Here is a 15,771-nt window from a genome sequence, read left to right on the forward strand (position 1 = left end):
CAACAAACACTTATTAACCCTTTTACAGTAGGTTACAACTGGATCTCATCGTTCACCAATAGGCTTCTCCTTTGCGCTTCCAGATTGATATTCAGCAGACTTGCGCCAAGTCTACTCCACTCTGATAGACGGTTATGATTAATTCTTAATGAGAATTATTATCAACTTCGGTAACTATAGACCAGTGATTTTATTAATGCAAGTGAGAATTGTTATCATTTGTGAGGTTTGTTTTGTTGGGAAAATACTTGGGATGGTTTTTTAGAAGTAGTGGCTAAAATGAAGTTAAAAACTTAATCGAGGAAGTGTGAATAAAGTGAGTGAGCTTCAATACTTGAAGCTCACTAATAGGGTGAGTTATGGAAACTCTTTCATCAATACTTCTAGGTCCGTGTCGATTTGCTGTTCGTATTCTTTTTCTGCTTCCCAGCGCTGTGTATCCATTTTAAAGATATCTTTTTTTGATAACTTTTTGCGTGCTTCGTGGGTTGGCATATCTTTAACCACATCGTACAACTTAGCAAAACCAGGATAAAGCTCTGGGTAGTTCTTTGGTTCGGCCTGTGAAGCGTTGTAATGATCTAATAATACCCAAATGCGCAATACGCCTTCAGAGTACTCACACTGCTTCTCTTTCATTGCTTTGGCTATGTGAGAAATACTGTCAGTAAGGTATTTTTGTTTCTTTTGTTTTTCTGCTGCCACGGCTTCGTTTTGGGCTTTTACTTTCCAAAGCAATTGGCCAGCATAAAATGCCAAGCCAGCTACGATAAGAACTGCAACAGCAATTAATAGATACCACATAGTATTAATCTTTATCCGTTAACAAATCATTCCACTGGTCACCGTCGAGCGAATCAAGTGGATCACTCTCTTCTTCAGTCTCAATACCAAGCTCTTCAAGTAATTCTGCGTGGCGGTCCATCATTTTATTGAAGTACTTAGCATCTTTACCTGTTAATAGTTCGCCGTTTTCGGCACGCTCAGCAAGCTCGATGAGTCGTTCGTCAGATTCAATACGCTCAAGCTCTTGCTGAGGATCGATTTGAGGCTCATTCACTTTTTCGAGTTTGACTGTTGGTACAGCTTTTTTAGGATCAAGCTTAGGTTTAACTGGCTTAGGCTGCGTTTCTGTCTTAATCAAACTAATAGGTTTTTTGCTACCGACACGTGGATCTTTCTTTGTAGACTCAGCAGAACCGGCTGGATTCTTTGCATTGTCTTCTACCAAGCTATTACGGTTTCCTGACTGCTGGCCTTTAGGCGCTTTTTTCTTGCGAGGTGATTTCGTATCTGCAGGACGAGTTTCCTGTTTACGAACCCCTATTTGGCCAACTTTACGGCTTTTTTTACGACGAGTCATGGAGTCTCCAAGTTTGGATAATAAATAAGATTGGGATTAAGAGCGGATTTTAACTGATATGCCAAATTGCAGGCAATAAAAAAGGCGACAGTGTGACCGCTATCGCCTCTAATTCTAGCAAGTGTTCGATTAAAAATCTGACACTTCTCCTATTTTTATTTCGAATATCCTTCCGAACGCACGACACCTTGTCTTGTCACTTCAGTAATTATCCGTATTCTTTTTATTTAACATTCCATGTATGTTTTTATATTTTATTGACCAATCATTGGTGCTTTCTTGTTTCTTCCATGATTGCCAACTTAGCAATATGTAGAAGTTTGATGACTACACCCGTTTCCTTGGGGCTATTCCGTGTTGTTTTCAATTACGTGTCAACGGGTGTAAATGTACCTGTTCTGAGATAAGACTCAAGCTAAAATTAAAGTTTTTTTACACTTGTACACTAAAGGAAATGCTATTTCTTTTTAAAACATGAAGTTAGCTAATTAAAAAATGAACATTTACGATATTTCTTAATCTCGTAATGGTTAATGTCTTACAAATAGGTTAAGAAATAAACTGAAAAGGGTAGGGGTTAGGCTGGTTTGTATAAGAATTATACTGGTGTTGTATGATTAAAGTTCAATCCTGGGGATTATATTTTGTAAGGAAATAGACCAGTCGAGAGATTTAGGCATAAAAAAAGCACCTAGTAAGGTGCTTTTTTCAGATGCTAATACTAGTGTAAGCCAGATAGGTATTTTGATAATACCTCAATGTCTTTGTCAGTAAGCTTACTTGCAATGTCACGCATCATGCGATTCATGTCGTTATTACGTTCACCAGAGCGGAACATTTCCAATTGTGATTTAGTGTACTCTGGGTGTTGGAATGAGATCTTAGGGAAACCCGCTAAGCTTTGACCAACTCCACGTGGGCCGTGACATGCCTGACATGCTGGAATTCCACGCTCCATATCGCCACCGCGATATAAAAGCTCACCTTCTGCAATCACGTCTTCTGGAGTTGACCCAGCCGTTGTTGTGATTGATGCAAAGTAAACTGCTAAATCTTTCATGTCTTGATCTGAAAGTGGCATCGCCATTCCGCCCATTACAGCGTTAACACGGCCTTCTTTACCACCAGAGGTCATACCAAGTTTAAATTCTTTTAATTGCTTATATATGTAGCCAGCGTGTTGGCCTGCAATTTTTGGATACGCAGTAATGCTGCTATTACCATCAGGACCGTGACAGGCCGCACAGGTTGCAGACTTTGCTTTACCTGCTTCCACATCGCCGTCTACTGCTTGTGCAGAGCCAATGAGGCCGAATAGCATGGTAAGTGATAATGCAATATTTCTCATGTTAGTATCTCTGTTATTTGTTGGTTTATTATATTGTCTTTCGCTATGAAGGCGTTCACGCAAAGAGTATAATTAGCCATATTCTACACCAAATGTCACAATGTGAAAGATTCTTCGACGTTATATTTAGTACAAGTTGTTGAATTATGAACGTTCAGATCAAAAGCCTGAGGAATTTAAGTGTCCAAATCTATCATTAACTATCGCAAAGCGTCCTTTTTTACATCTGCACCGGACATTAGAAAGTTACCACCAGACACGGGTTATGAAGTCGCGTTTGCGGGACGTTCTAATGCAGGTAAATCTAGTTCATTAAACACGTTAACTCAACAAACGGGTTTAGCACGTACCAGTAAAACACCTGGTCGTACTCAGTTGATCAACGTTTTTAATTTAGAAGAAGAAAACCGTCGACTTATTGACTTGCCGGGATATGGCTTTGCAAAGGTTCCTTTAGCGATGAAGCTAAAGTGGCAAAAGTCTTTATCTGAATACCTTGAAAAACGAGAATGTCTGCGCGGTCTTGTTGTTTTAATGGATATCAGACATCCAATGAAAGATCTTGACCAAGACCTTATTTATTGGGCCGTAGAAGTAGGTTTGCCTGTATTAGTGCTATTGACCAAAGCAGATAAATTCAAATCTGGAAAACAAAAAGCGGAGTTATTGAAAATTCGTGAAGCGTCTCTTGCATTCCAAGGAGATGTCACTGTTGAGCTGTTCTCTTCACTGAAAAAGCAAGGAATTCCACAACTCTCAAGAAAACTCGATGAGTGGTTGAATGCTGCAGAGTTAGTAGAGCCAAAAGAGCAGGCCATTGAAGAAATTGAATCTGATGAAGTATCTTCTGAAGAGCCATCTTCTAGAGGTTAAAAAGCGGATAATATAGTATTTGCCTAACCAAAGGATCATTTAAGATCTTTAATACAAAGAGCACCGAGAGGTGCTTTTTTTGTGCCCGTTTTAAAATTACATAATTTTGAAAGTTTTTGCTGGGAAATAAGCAAAAAAAAACCGACGCTCTAGGAGCATCGGTCATAGCGAAAGGGGAGAGGCTATTAAATGTCAAATATCAACAGGGTCAACTCATTTGAGAGACACAAGTATAATAGCCAAATAAAATGGAAAGTAAAGTATATACTCTAAATTTTTTTAAGTTTTTTTATTCTTTTAAATTATAGGTATATAAAGGGTTTGCAGGTGGCGTGTATAGGAAATATACGAAAGGTGATAAAAAACAGCCACTTATTTTTTGATTGTTTATTATTCTGGTATGACCAGGTGCGTGGTTCATACGAATGCAAATTAGCCTAAATGGAAGGAATTGTTTAGAGCAACTACTCTTAAAATGCAAATTTACATAAATGTAATTTATTTTCACTTTTTGAGTGTTTTGTAGCTAGTTTATGATTGGCATAAAAAAACCAGTAAACAAGTTACTGGTTTTTTTAAGGTTCAACTGTGTTTGTTGATCTTATTATTAATGGGCTTGATCCCAGTTGTCGCCTTGATCCGCCTCAGCGGTTAAAGGTACGTCTAGCGAGGCTGCAGATTCCATTAATTCAACCAAAGTTGGCAGAATGCGCTCTAACTCTGATTCAACAATCTCGAAAACTAATTCATCGTGTACCTGCATGATCATGGTGACATTGTCTGCTTCGTTTTCGTTGATCCAATCGCTCACTTTTAACATTGCACGTTTAATTATATCGGCTGCTGTACCTTGCATAGGTGCATTGATCGCTGCACGTTCTGCTGCTTTGCGTCGAGGTACGTTACGGGCTTTTATGTCTGGCAAGTATAAGCGACGGCCAAATAGGGTTTCGACGTAGCCGTTTTCTTCTGCATTTAATCGTGTCGTTTCCATGTACTTTAATACACCTGGGAAACGCTCGAAGTATTTATCTATGTATTCTTGGGCTTGGCCGCGAGCAATGTCGAGTTGGTTTGCAAGGCCAAACGCAGACATGCCATAAATTAAACCAAAGTTAACCGCTTTAGCAGCACGACGTTGTTCGGTCGTGACTTCATCAAATGGTGTTGCAAACACTTCCGACGCTGTTGTTTTATGAATGTCTAAGTTATGGGCAAAGGCATCAAGTAATGATTTATCGCCGCTTAAATGAGCCATGATTCGCAATTCAATTTGAGAGTAATCTATTGCGACTATCTTGCGTCCTTCAGGCGCGATGAAGGCTTGACGAATACGACGGCCATTTTCATTGCGAATCGGGATATTTTGCAAATTAGGATCAGTAGAACTCAATCGTCCGGTAGCGGCAACGGCTTGATGATAAGACGTGTGTACTCGGCCTGTCGCTGATTTGATCATGGTTGGCAGTTTATCCGTGTAAGTAGACTTGAGTTTGCTTAATCCACGAAACTCAATGATCAACTTAGGCAATTCGTATTTATGTGCTAATTCTTGCAACACGTCTTCTGCTGTCGAAGGTGCACCTTTGGGGGTTTTTTTAATGACAGGCAACTCGAGTTTGTTAAACAATATTTCCTGTAATTGTTTTGGAGAACCAAGGTTAAATACTTCGCCAGCAACTTCGTGGGCTTTTCGCTCTAATTCTTGAAGCTTGCCTTCAAACTCTGCACTGAGTTCGTGTAAATGATCGGCATTGATCAATACACCATTTTGCTCAACTTGAGACAAAACTGGCATCAGAGGCAATTCAATTTCATTAAATAATTGATTTAACGCTGGCTCTTTGCGTAACTGATCCGAAAAATAGTCATACAAACGCAGAGTAATATCCGCGTCTTCAGCAGCATAAGCTGATGCTTGTTCTAACTCAATTTGATTAAATGTGAGCTGTTTGGCACCTTTTCCTGCGATTTCCTCAAAAGAAACGCATTTGTGACCTAGGTATTTTAACGCTAGGCTGTCCATGTCATGGCGTGTCGAAGTACTATTGAATATGTAGGACTGCAACATTGTGTCGCCAACAATTCCGTCGATCGACAAGTCGTATTTGGCCAACACATTAATATCGTACTTTAAATTTTGTCCTACCTTGCCGATATTTTTATCCGTTAGTAATTCAGCTAAACCTGGTTTTACTTGCTCAAGAGTTAATTGCTCTGGAGCACCTGGATAGTCATGACCGACAGGAACGTAAAAGGCATGGATGTCTTCGTCTTTTTTATAGGCTACAGAAAAACCAACAAGTTGGGCTTCCATATAGTCTAATGAAGTCGTCTCTGTATCAAAGGCGATGAGGCCAGATGATTTTATATTAGCAAGTTGTTCTTGCCATGTTGCTTCGTCCAAAACTGTCACGTATTTTGATTTGTCGATAGATACGGACTCAATTTGTTCGTCTTTGCTTTCTGCAGCTGGGCTAGAAGTTGAAGCTACTGACTCAGTAGTACCGTCTGTTTTGGATAAAATTTCTTTTAACCAACGCTTAAACTCACACTCTTTGAAGAGCTCAGCAAGGGCTTCATTATTTGGAGCTGCCAAAACCATGTCTTGATCAGAAATTTGGTGGTCAACATCCAGTTTGATGGTTGCTAATTCATAAGAGAGCTCTAGCTGCTCTTTGTGTTCTTCTAATTTTGCAGCCATCGACTTAGACCCTCTAAAGCCAAGGTCCGCTACTTTATCTAGATTTTCGTAGATTGATTTGATACTACCCAAACCTTGAATAAGAGAAACGGCGGTCTTTTCTCCGACGCCAGGCACGCCAGGAATGTTGTCAACCTTATCACCCATTAATGCGAGATAATCGATGATCAACTCAGGGCCAATGCCAAACTTATTTACTACACCTTCAGGGTCCATGATGGTGTTGGTCATCGTATTGATCAAAGTAACGTGGTCGTTTACTAACTGAGCCATGTCTTTGTCACCGGTACTGATCAGAACATCATTACCTTTTAACGACTGCTCATGTGCGATGGTTCCAATAACATCGTCGGCTTCTACGCCTTCGATCGCAACTAGAGGTAAGCCCATTGCGCGAATAATATTGTGCAATGGTTCGATTTGAGTTCTCAAGTCGTCAGGCATTGGTGGACGATTGGCTTTGTACTCACTGTACATCTCATTTCTGAATGTCGGGCCTTTCGCGTCAAAAATCACGATCATGCGCTCAGGAGAATATTGCTTAACAAGGCTCTTTAACATGTTTACCACACCATAAATGGCACCTGTAGCTTCGCCTCGAGAATTCGTTAGGTGAGGTGGCGCATGATAAGCGCGGAATAAATAAGAAGAGCCGTCAACTAAAACCAATGGTTTATACGCGGATGAAGAACCTTGTTGTGTCATGTGGATTATTTCCGAGTCGCGTTGGATAAGATAGTGCATAAGAATGCCATAAACTTTCGGAAGTCGCCATATATAAGAGGTACGCAAAGACGCAGGAAATGTTGATAACTATCACATCCTGTGGATAACTTGGTTGATAAGTGTACTATTAATAAACAAGACAAGGCGCAATAATGCATGGAGCTTGAGTTGTAAATTAATCTGGCGGCGTTCCGCTTTTATTATTATTTTTCTACAGCGAATACCAAATGTTTTGGTAGGTATTCAGAAGCTCAAAACCGAATGATTTCGAGCGGATTGTTAATTTACACCTGAACTTTAAATTGATCCAGTTTTTTCCTCAAAAAAAAGGATCTTTTTTTTAGTTCAATAATAGTTGATTCTTTACTGCACAATTTTAAAGGGCTAGGCGAATTTTACTCAAGATGATCATTGCCAAAAATTCGATCCTTCGGCTATTTTAAAGAGTAATTTATGTTGTTGATCCGAAAATAGTTACGAATAACTAATCTAATATATTGCAAGGGGTTAACCATTCGGTAGAATGTGCATAGTTAAAATTCGAAACCAACAAAGGTGAATTCAAAATGATCAGAATGCTTTTGACCATGATGACAGTGTTTGCGGTAATGACAGCTCATGCCGACGACAAAGAAAAAAGTGATGTTGAAAAACGTATCGCCCCTGTAGGCCAAGTTTATATCGCTGGTGCTGAGCCAGTAGCGGCAGCACCAACGGGTCCTCGTTCAGGTGAACAGGTTTATCAAAGTGCGTGTGCGGCATGTCACGGTGCTGGTATTATGGGTGCACCTAAATTTGGTGACGCAGGTGCATGGGCAGCTCGCGTAGATAAAGGTATGGACGTTTTAGCTAAAAACGCGATTGGTGGTTTTAATGCAATGCCTGCTAAAGGTGGTTGTGTAGCGTGTTCTGACGACGAAATCAAATTAGCGATTGAATACATGGTTGACGGTTCTAAGTAACCGAAGAGATCATCTATTCTGATAGATAAAAGAGGCTCCTGTTGGAGCCTTTTTTATTGCTTATTATTGACGCCTTATTTTTTTAGTAAGGCTCGTAAGTTGGCAATGTTTGCTTTGTTCTTTTCTTTTCTTTGCTCTTCAGATACAGCTTGGCCCTGTTTTTCCCAGCGAAGATCTTTTTGATCCAGCTCGTCCAAAAATCGCGATGGTTCGGTCATTATGGTTTCGCCGTACTGACGACGCTCTTTGGCATAGGTCAAAAACAATTCTTTTTGTGCACGGGTAACGCCCACGTATGCCAAACGGCGCTCTTCTTCGATGTTGTCTTCGTCGATACTTGACTGGTGAGGCAGTAGACCTTCTTCCATGCCCACCATAAATACATAAGGAAACTCTAAGCCTTTAGATGCGTGCATGGTCATCAACTGTACTTGGTTGTTGGCCTCTTCTTCTTCGTTGCGTTCCATCATGTCTCGTAAAGTTAATTTACTAACAACCTCAGCGAGAGTGAGAGGCTCATGGTCGTCATCGCCGTCTAACATTTGGTTAACCCAGCTATAGAGCTCACTGACGTTTTTCATTCTCATTTCTGCAGCTTTAGGGCTCGAACTGGTTTCGAACAACCAATCTTCGTAGTGAATACCCTTAATTAAATCTTTAACCGCCTCTTTGGGATCTGAGCGCAATACTTGATCTGATAATTCCACAAACCAACGAGTAAAGTACTGAATGGCGTTTTTGGCCGGCCCAGAAACCATCCCTAAAAAGGCGTTATCAAATGCCGCTTCAAATAAACTGATGTGTTTGTCATTAGCCAAAATGCCTAGTTTTTCCAGAGTTGCAGGACCAATTTGGCGGCGTGGTGTATTAATGATCCTCAAAAATGCATTGTCATCATCTTGGTTTACCAAGAGTCGCAGGTAGGCCATGATGTCTTTGATTTCTGCTCGAGAAAAAAAGCTGGTTCCGCCGCTAATTTTGTATGGAATACGGTTTGAGGTTAGGAGTTTTTCAAATATTCGACTTTGAAAATTACCGCGATACAAAATCGCATATTCACCATAATGGGTTTTGTTGGTAAAGCGATGAGCGATGATTTCGGCAATGACTCGCTCAGCTTCGTGGTCCTCATTTTTGGTTTGAATCACACGAATCGGCTGTCCGTACTCCATGTTTGTTTTTAATTTTTTGTCAAACACGTGCGGGTTTTTGTCGATTAAAACGTTCGCGGCATTTAACACACAGCCCACCGAGCGATAATTCTGTTCGAGCTTGATGAGGTTAAGCGAAGGAAAGTCTTTACTTAATAAAACTAGGTTTTGTGGCTTAGCACCACGCCATGAATATATCGACTGATCATCGTCCCCAACGACAGTAAAGTGAGCTCTGGTACCAACGAGTAGTTTAACTAATTCATATTGGGAGGTGTTGGTATCCTGGTATTCGTCGACCAGTAGATAACGAATTTTGTCTTGCCAGCGCTGGCGCACTTCGTCGTTAGTTTTAAACAACAAAGTAGGGATCAAAATTAGATCATCAAAATCTAGGGCGTTGTAGGCACGTAACTGGTTTTGGTAGCGCATGTATAATTCGGCATAAAGAGCACTTTCAGAGTCTTCTGCAGTTGCAAGCGCCTGTTTGGGTAACACTAAGTCATTTTTCCAACTCGAGATTTTATTGATGAGTTGATAAATCGCTTCTTTGTCTTCGTTGAGCTCTGCTTCGGTCAATTCTTTTAATAATGCAAAACAGTCTTGATCGTCGAACAAGGAAAAGTTTTGTTTGTATCCTAAAACTTTTATTTCTTTTTTAATGATATCGAGCCCTAAAGTGTGGAACGTCGATATCCGCAAGCCTTTTGTTTTAGTGCGGTCAAGAGATGCACCGATACGCTCTTTCATTTCACGAGCGGCTTTATTGGTAAAGGTGACGGCTGCAATATGTTTGGCCTGATATCCACAGTCTTCAATGAGGTGAGTTATCTTATTGATAATTACCCGAGTTTTACCCGAACCTGCACCTGCCAGGACCAGACAAGGCCCATTTACATAGGTTACAGCGGCTTGTTGTTCAGGATTTAATTGCATAAAAAAATAACACCTCTTGGAATGGGCGACTATGATATCAAATAAACTTGGTGAGGGTATAAGTCCGACCACTGCTTTTTGTTAGATAAATTAACTGCTCTCATTGGGTAACTCGTCTACACTGGTCAGGCTGACAGCGGTAATGGATTAGGAGACATCATGAAAAAATCAGCGGTTTACTTAGCATTAGCTACTTCTCTTACTTGTACAACAGCACTGGCTGTTGAACCCGTAGTACATTCAACTCGAACTCTAGGCAGCGGTGGTGGCGGCACAACATACGCACACTGGTCTGCAGCAGCCAACTATAACCCAGCACTTTTAGGTACTGCGACAGGTAAAAACTCAGCAGATGATGCCTATTTCATTCTCAATTTTTATGGTCGTATTGCTGACACTAAAGATGATGGTGACAGTATAGATGCATTAGAAAGCTTTGCCGATGACGTTGACGCGTTCGAAGGCTTAGACAACCTAGATTTGTTAGAAAGTGAAATTTCAAATCTGCAAAACACAATAAACGCATCTAATAATTTAATCGATGGTTTAGAAGATATAGATGGTGCCGGTGCACAATCGACGATTGGTTTAAATATGGGTTTTGGCTTTGCGTTTGAATCTTTTTCTCTTGGCTTTAACGCTATGGCCAAAGTTGACTTTGGTGGAACAGCTAATATCGATGAAAACGATGTAGATTTGTTACGTCGTTATACGTCTTTGGGTCAAGTCTTATTGGATGATGTTCGTCCGTTATACGATGCAGCTCAAGAATTAGAAGCTCGATATTTAGTACTTGAAGCTGAAGCAGAGCGGTTGCGCAACAGCGGGTCTGCGACTCAAGAAGACATTGACGCTGCCGAGCAGGCTGCGGCAGACGCAGAAGCGCTATTTCAGGATGCAGAAGACTTAGCGGAGCAAGCGAAGAATACCGAAGCCGGTATAAGCACTGAGTTTAGCGATATTTTTGATACTGAAACTCAAACTTTTAACTTTAGTGAAGACGATTTAGAGTCGGATGCCCGTTTTGCAGCTATTGGTTGGGCAGAAGTGGGTGTCACAGTTGGTTCTAAATGGGAACTGGCCAATGACAAACAATTGAGTGTAGGCGCAACAGTAAAGTCGGTTAGACTGGAGTTTTTTGATTACCAAACCTCGACCTCTGATTTTGATGAAGATGATATTGATGGCGACGATTATCGCTCATCAAAAGATTTTATGACTGCTGACCTTGGTGCAGTGCTCTCTATGGACGCGATGGATCAATGGCGAATTGGTGTTACGGTTAAAAACATTGTTGGTGAAGAAATCAGTAGTCGCCGCGACACACTAAAAGAAAACCAAGAGCCGTTGTTTTATGAAGTTGAACCGCAAGTTCGGGTTGGTACAAGTTATAATGGTGGTTGGTATCGTTTAGCTGCCGATTTAGACCTAACGGAAGCTAAAGGACCAACATTTGCTGATGGCACTCAATTTTTCAAAGGTAGTCAGTACGGCAGCCTAGGCGCAGTTATTAATGCGTGGGAATTTGTTGAGCTGCGTGCTGGTTATCGTCATAACTTTGCTAGTGATGATAGTCAAAACCGAACAGAGGAAAGTGATGGCGTTATTACCTTAGGCGCTGGTTTATATCTCTGGGCAGTTCAGTTTGACTTGGCTTTACAAGCCTCACCTGAACTAGATGATGTCGGCGGTGGCCTGCAAGCGATGATCACTTTCTAAGTCAATTATAGGTGAAGTTAAAAGCGTATTGATGATCAACATTGGTTAACAAAACGTAAAAACAAAAGGCCACTCGTGGCCTTTTTTGTTGAAAGCTTTTTTTATTCAATAATAATTTATTTGATATGGTTAGTAGAGCACATACAATAGTCAAAAATACTGTACTGAGATAGTTATGATAGATCCAAAAAAAATAGAGCAGTTCGCTAATCAAGTTGTTGATGCAATGCCTGCAAGTGTAAAAACATTTGCTGATAATGCCGAAGAAAAGTTTAAAACTGTGCTGCAAAATAAATTAGCGCAACTTGATGTAGTAAGTCGTGAAGAGTTTGATATCCAAACACAAGTATTGGCACGCACTAGAGCAAAATTAGAAGCATTAGAGTCGGAACTGGCTGAGATTAAGGCATCTTTAGCTAAAAACGACCAAGGCTAAAAACGACCGAGGCGAAAACGAATAAGTTACATTAGTGCTGACTTTCATTTAACAAAAGGCTCACTTCATCATTGTTTTGAGCCTTTTGTTTATTCAAAAATAACTTTATTCTTACCTGTTTGTTTCGCTTTGTACAAACGCTCGTCAGCTAAGTTCATTAGGTTATCTAGGCTGATATCCTCTTCACAGGCTACGCCTATACTGACCGTACAGTAAATCGTTTCACCTCCAACCTTGATTGGGGTATCGGCGAGCTCCTCTCGGAACCCATCCAAACTTCTAATCGTTGCCATAAAGTCGTATTGATCAAAGAAAACACTGAACTCTTCTCCGCCCAAGCGAGAGACTAAAAAGTCTTGAGCAAAGTGGTCTGTTAATAATTGGGCAATGGTTTTTAACACTTCATCACCGGCATCGTGACCGTAATTATCATTGATAGATTTAAAGTTATCTATATCCATCATGGCTAATGAGTGGTGACCTGGTAACGACATTTTTGGGGTGACGGTCTCAAAATAAAAACGTCGATTTGCTAAGTTGGTTAGGTAATCGGTATTGGCTTGGCGACGAATGGTCTCAATTGACTGCAAGTAGTCAACGTTCTGCAATACACGACAGTAGAACTCTTCTAAACAAAATGGTTTTTGTAAAAAGTCGTTGGCACCGTTTTTGATGAATTTTGCCGTCAGTGCTTGTGAGTCCGCACCCGATATTCCGATGATACCAATCTCATCCTTGGTATATTTAGCGCGGACTTGATTACAGAGCTCAATACCATCCATGTTGGGCATTTCTTTATCGGTAATAATCAATCGCACATCGGGATGATCATCTAATACTTCAAGGGCATTGACGCCGCACTTTGCTTGAACAACTGTAAAATTGTGTCTATTGAGCAGGTGGGTGAGATATGATCGTGAACTTGAAGAATCATCTACTACCAAAATTTTTACAGAAGGGTTGTTTTGTAGACGTTTGAGTAGAGTTAGCACGTAGTGAAAGGCTTGTTTACTCTCTTTAGTAATGTAGTCAATGACGGGCATGCGTAAAATATTGTTACGAGTTTTATCATCTAACATACCTGTCATAACTATGCCGGGGAGTTTGCGATCTAATATGTATTTTATTGCTTCTCCGTCTGGCGCATCGGGTAAGCTGTAATCAATGATCGCACAATAAAACTCACCAAAGTGGTCTGTTAGCTCTTTTACTTGAGCCAGTGTTTTGGCAACCACTGGCTCCATGCCTGCTTTTCTCGCGATGCTTTTGTGCAAAGTAATGATCGGGAGGCTATCCTCTACGATTAAAATTTTTCTCATGAATACAGTCTATTAGCCTACAAAAATTGGAGTTAAACACTTATTTAATCTAGCTACAATTGCAACAATGTTACAAATTGATACAGAGTTAATTAGTTTCGTGTATTACAGTGTAGTTAATAAATTAAGCATTTCCGTATATTTGTTTGTCACCTAACCAACGTGTTGTGAGTTTGTCGACTATTTCGGGAGAATCATGAGTGATATGCTTGGCGTATTCCATTGCCTGCTCTACCAAAACTGCATCGCGTTCGAGGTCTGCAATTTTAAAATCCGCTAAACCAGTTTGGCGAGTCCCCAAAATTTCACCTGCACCGCGTATTTCTAAATCTTTTTGGGCAATGACAAAGCCGTCATTAGATTCGCGTAGTACACCAAGGCGTTGTTGTGCAGTGTTTGATAACGGTGGGCTATACATTAACACACAATGTGACTGCAGGGCGCCACGCCCGACTCGACCTCGAAGCTGATGGAGTTGGGCGAGACCAAGGCGCTCTGGGTTTTCTATTATCATTAGGCTTGAGTTCGGTACGTCCACACCTACCTCAATAACCGTGGTCGCAACAAGTAGATTAAGCTCACCAGATTTGAACTCCGCCATGACAGCTTGTTTTTCGTCGGCCTTCATTCGGCCGTGAACTAACCCAATTTTGAGTTGTGGTAATTTGCGTTGTAGTTCTGCACAGGTCTCTTCTGCAGCTTGGCATTGCAAAACCTCACTTTCTTCCACTAAGGTACAAACCCAGTAGGCCTGTTGGCCGGTTTCTAAGCATACTTGCTTGACTCGCTCGATGACTTGCTCTCTTTTGGTATCTGGCATAACCACCGTAGTGACAGGTGTTCGGCCTGGAGGCAGTTCATCAATAACTGAGCAATCTAAATCGGCATAGGCAGTCATAGCTAACGTCCGAGGAATGGGAGTTGCGGTCATTACTAACTGGTGTGGGTAACAGACTGTATCTGCTGAATGTATTGCACCTTTGTTTCTGAGTGACAGACGCTGGTGAACACCAAATCTATGTTGCTCATCAATGATGATTAAGGCTAATTTGGCAAATTCGACCTGGTCTTGGAAGATCGCATGTGTCCCTACAATGAGCTGCGCCGAACCATCGCCAATATCCTGTAATGCGACCTTTCGTTCAGCCGCTTTGGTTTTTCCAGCAAGCCAAGTGACTTTTATACCTAGTGGCTCAAACCAAGACTTAAAGCTATTAGCGTGTTGTTCTGCCAAAATTTCGGTTGGTGCCATGAGTGCGACTTGATAACCCTGCTGAATGATGGTTAAAGCCGCCAAAGCCGCAACTAGAGTTTTACCAGAGCCAACGTCGCCTTGAACTAAGCGCATCATTGGCACAGCTTGACTTAGGTCATTATTGATTTCACTAACCACTCGCTGTTGCGCCCCAGTAGGACTAAAGGGGAGTTGTTTCAAAAAGACTTCAACAAATGATTCACCAGTATTTGGGGCCTGACAAGAAAAAGGAATGGCAGAGACTACCTGAGTATTCTTTTTGATGGTGAGCATACTAACTTGGTAAGCGCATAGTTCTTCAAAAGCGAGTCGTTGTTGAGCGGGGTGAATACCCAGCTCTAAAAGACTGGTATCTGTATCTACAGGAGGGCGGTGACATAATTTTATTGCATCAACAAAAGAGTATTTACCACTGTCGCCAACCGGGGTGACTAGTTCTTCAACTGTGTATTTTTCGAGACGGCTCAAAGCTTGCTCTGTGACTGAGCGCAAAGATGCTTGTTTTACCCCTTCGGTGGTCGGGTAAACAGGTGTCAAAAACTCTTCTACTTCGACGTCGTGTTGTGACTCTAACCTTTTGTATTCTGGATGCATGATCTCAGGGCCAAATCGACCGCCGCGAATTTCACCAAAACATTTAAACCAAGCGCCGGTTTCAAATTGGTTTTTTTGGGCCGCAGAAAAATTAAAGAACCTCAAGGTCATACTGCCTGACGCATCGTTAATTTTGACCAATAGCATGCGTTTACGGCCAAATTGAATATTGGCAGAAGTGACTTGTCCAACGATGGCTACATGACTGCCAGGAAGCGTAGAGGCTATAGGGTATATCCGAGAGCGATCTTCATACCGCAAAGGCAAGTGGAATAAGGCATCTTCGACGGAGTTAATGCCAAGCTTTTTTAGTTTTTCTGCGACTTTGGGGCCAACCCCTTTTAGAGTGGTGATCGGCACCGCTGCTAGAGAGGTTAGCGCCATA

11 protein-coding genes are annotated in these 15,771 nt (G+C 41.2%); 4 read left to right on the top strand and 7 right to left on the bottom strand.

Annotation, left to right across the window (positions count from 1 at the left end; translation table 11 throughout):
- Positions 1–357: 357 nt before the first annotated feature.
- The 3 genes from J1N51_RS10995 to J1N51_RS11005 form a co-directional block, all read right to left on the bottom strand.
- A complete protein-coding gene (locus J1N51_RS10995) occupies positions 358–813 on the bottom strand; it encodes a DUF2489 domain-containing protein (protein ID WP_408635904.1) in 456 nt (151 codons plus the stop codon).
- On the bottom strand, positions 809–1,363 hold the full coding sequence (gene yihI, locus J1N51_RS11000; protein ID WP_208831315.1) for a Der GTPase-activating protein YihI: 555 nt from the start codon (positions 1,361–1,363) through the stop codon (positions 809–811). Before yihI ends, J1N51_RS10995 begins: the two co-directional genes overlap by 5 nt.
- Positions 1,364–2,084: 721 nt before the next feature.
- The gene (locus tag J1N51_RS11005) at positions 2,085–2,711 is read right to left on the bottom strand and encodes a c-type cytochrome (protein WP_208831317.1); all 627 of its coding nucleotides are present in this window, start codon (positions 2,709–2,711) and stop codon (positions 2,085–2,087) included.
- Between the two features lie 180 nt (positions 2,712–2,891).
- Here J1N51_RS11005 and yihA point away from each other — a divergent pair, with 180 nt between their 5' ends.
- On the top strand, positions 2,892–3,584 hold the full coding sequence (yihA, locus tag J1N51_RS11010) for a ribosome biogenesis GTP-binding protein YihA/YsxC (RefSeq protein ID WP_408635837.1): 693 nt from the start codon (positions 2,892–2,894) through the stop codon (positions 3,582–3,584).
- 607 nt (positions 3,585–4,191) lie between these two features.
- Here yihA and polA read toward each other — a convergent pair.
- Complete coding sequence (polA, locus tag J1N51_RS11015) at positions 4,192–6,993, bottom strand: DNA polymerase I (RefSeq protein ID WP_208831318.1); 2,802 nt, start codon at positions 6,991–6,993, stop codon at positions 4,192–4,194.
- Positions 6,994–7,622: 629 nt separating this feature from the next.
- On the opposite strand from polA, the gene J1N51_RS11020 reads away from it, so the two are divergent.
- A complete protein-coding gene (locus tag J1N51_RS11020) occupies positions 7,623–7,976 on the top strand; it encodes a c-type cytochrome (RefSeq protein ID WP_408635905.1) in 354 nt (117 codons plus the stop codon).
- A gap of 74 nt (positions 7,977–8,050) precedes the next feature.
- Here the strand turns inward: J1N51_RS11020 and rep are convergent, their stop codons facing one another.
- Positions 8,051–10,063 carry a DNA helicase Rep gene (rep, locus tag J1N51_RS11025; protein ID WP_208831320.1) on the bottom strand — a complete coding sequence of 671 codons (2,013 nt, stop codon included), beginning with the start codon at positions 10,061–10,063 and terminating at the stop codon, positions 8,051–8,053.
- Positions 10,064–10,222: 159 nt separating this feature from the next.
- On the opposite strand from rep, the gene traF reads away from it, so the two are divergent.
- A complete protein-coding gene (gene traF, locus J1N51_RS11030; RefSeq protein ID WP_208831321.1) occupies positions 10,223–11,782 on the top strand; it encodes a conjugal transfer protein TraF in 1,560 nt (519 codons plus the stop codon).
- Positions 11,783–11,957: 175 nt separating this feature from the next.
- Positions 11,958–12,218: a ubiquinone biosynthesis accessory factor UbiK gene (gene ubiK / locus J1N51_RS11035; protein WP_208831322.1), complete on the top strand. Its 261-nt coding sequence runs from the start codon at positions 11,958–11,960 to the stop codon at positions 12,216–12,218.
- 89 nt (positions 12,219–12,307) lie between these two features.
- Here the strand turns inward: ubiK and J1N51_RS11040 are convergent, their stop codons facing one another.
- Together J1N51_RS11040 and recG are read right to left on the bottom strand one after the other, a co-directional pair.
- Positions 12,308–13,537, bottom strand: a complete 1,230-nt coding sequence (locus tag J1N51_RS11040) for a diguanylate cyclase (protein ID WP_208831323.1) — start codon at positions 13,535–13,537, stop codon at positions 12,308–12,310.
- 124 nt (positions 13,538–13,661) lie between these two features.
- Positions 13,662–15,770 (bottom strand): ATP-dependent DNA helicase RecG, encoded by a 2,109-nt coding sequence (gene recG / locus J1N51_RS11045; protein WP_208831324.1) that lies wholly within the window; start codon positions 15,768–15,770, stop codon positions 13,662–13,664.
- Position 15,771: the final 1 nt, after the last annotated feature.

It is taken from the genome of Psychrosphaera ytuae, assembly GCF_017638545.1.
GTDB lineage: Bacteria > Pseudomonadota > Gammaproteobacteria > Enterobacterales > Alteromonadaceae > Psychrosphaera > Psychrosphaera ytuae.

Bases quoted from the DNA above. Each gene is read 5' to 3' on its own strand.
- ubiK (WP_208831322.1), top strand. From the start codon at position 11,958: ATGATAGATCCAAAAAAAATAGAGCAGTTCGCTAATCAAGTTGTTGAT.
- J1N51_RS11020 (WP_408635905.1), top strand. From the start codon at position 7,623: ATGACAGCTCATGCCGACGACAAAGAAAAAAGTGATGTTGAAAAACGT.
- traF (WP_208831321.1), top strand. From the start codon at position 10,223: ATGAAAAAATCAGCGGTTTACTTAGCATTAGCTACTTCTCTTACTTGT.
- J1N51_RS11005 (WP_208831317.1), bottom strand. From the start codon at position 2,711: ATGAGAAATATTGCATTATCACTTACCATGCTATTCGGCCTCATTGGC.
- rep (WP_208831320.1), bottom strand. From the start codon at position 10,063: ATGCAATTAAATCCTGAACAACAAGCCGCTGTAACCTATGTAAATGGG.
- yihI (WP_208831315.1), bottom strand. From the start codon at position 1,363: ATGACTCGTCGTAAAAAAAGCCGTAAAGTTGGCCAAATAGGGGTTCGT.
- recG (WP_208831324.1), bottom strand. From the start codon at position 15,770: ATGGCGCTAACCTCTCTAGCAGCGGTGCCGATCACCACTCTAAAAGGG.
- polA (WP_208831318.1), bottom strand. From the start codon at position 6,993: ATGACACAACAAGGTTCTTCATCCGCGTATAAACCATTGGTTTTAGTT.
- J1N51_RS11040 (WP_208831323.1), bottom strand. From the start codon at position 13,537: ATGAGAAAAATTTTAATCGTAGAGGATAGCCTCCCGATCATTACTTTG.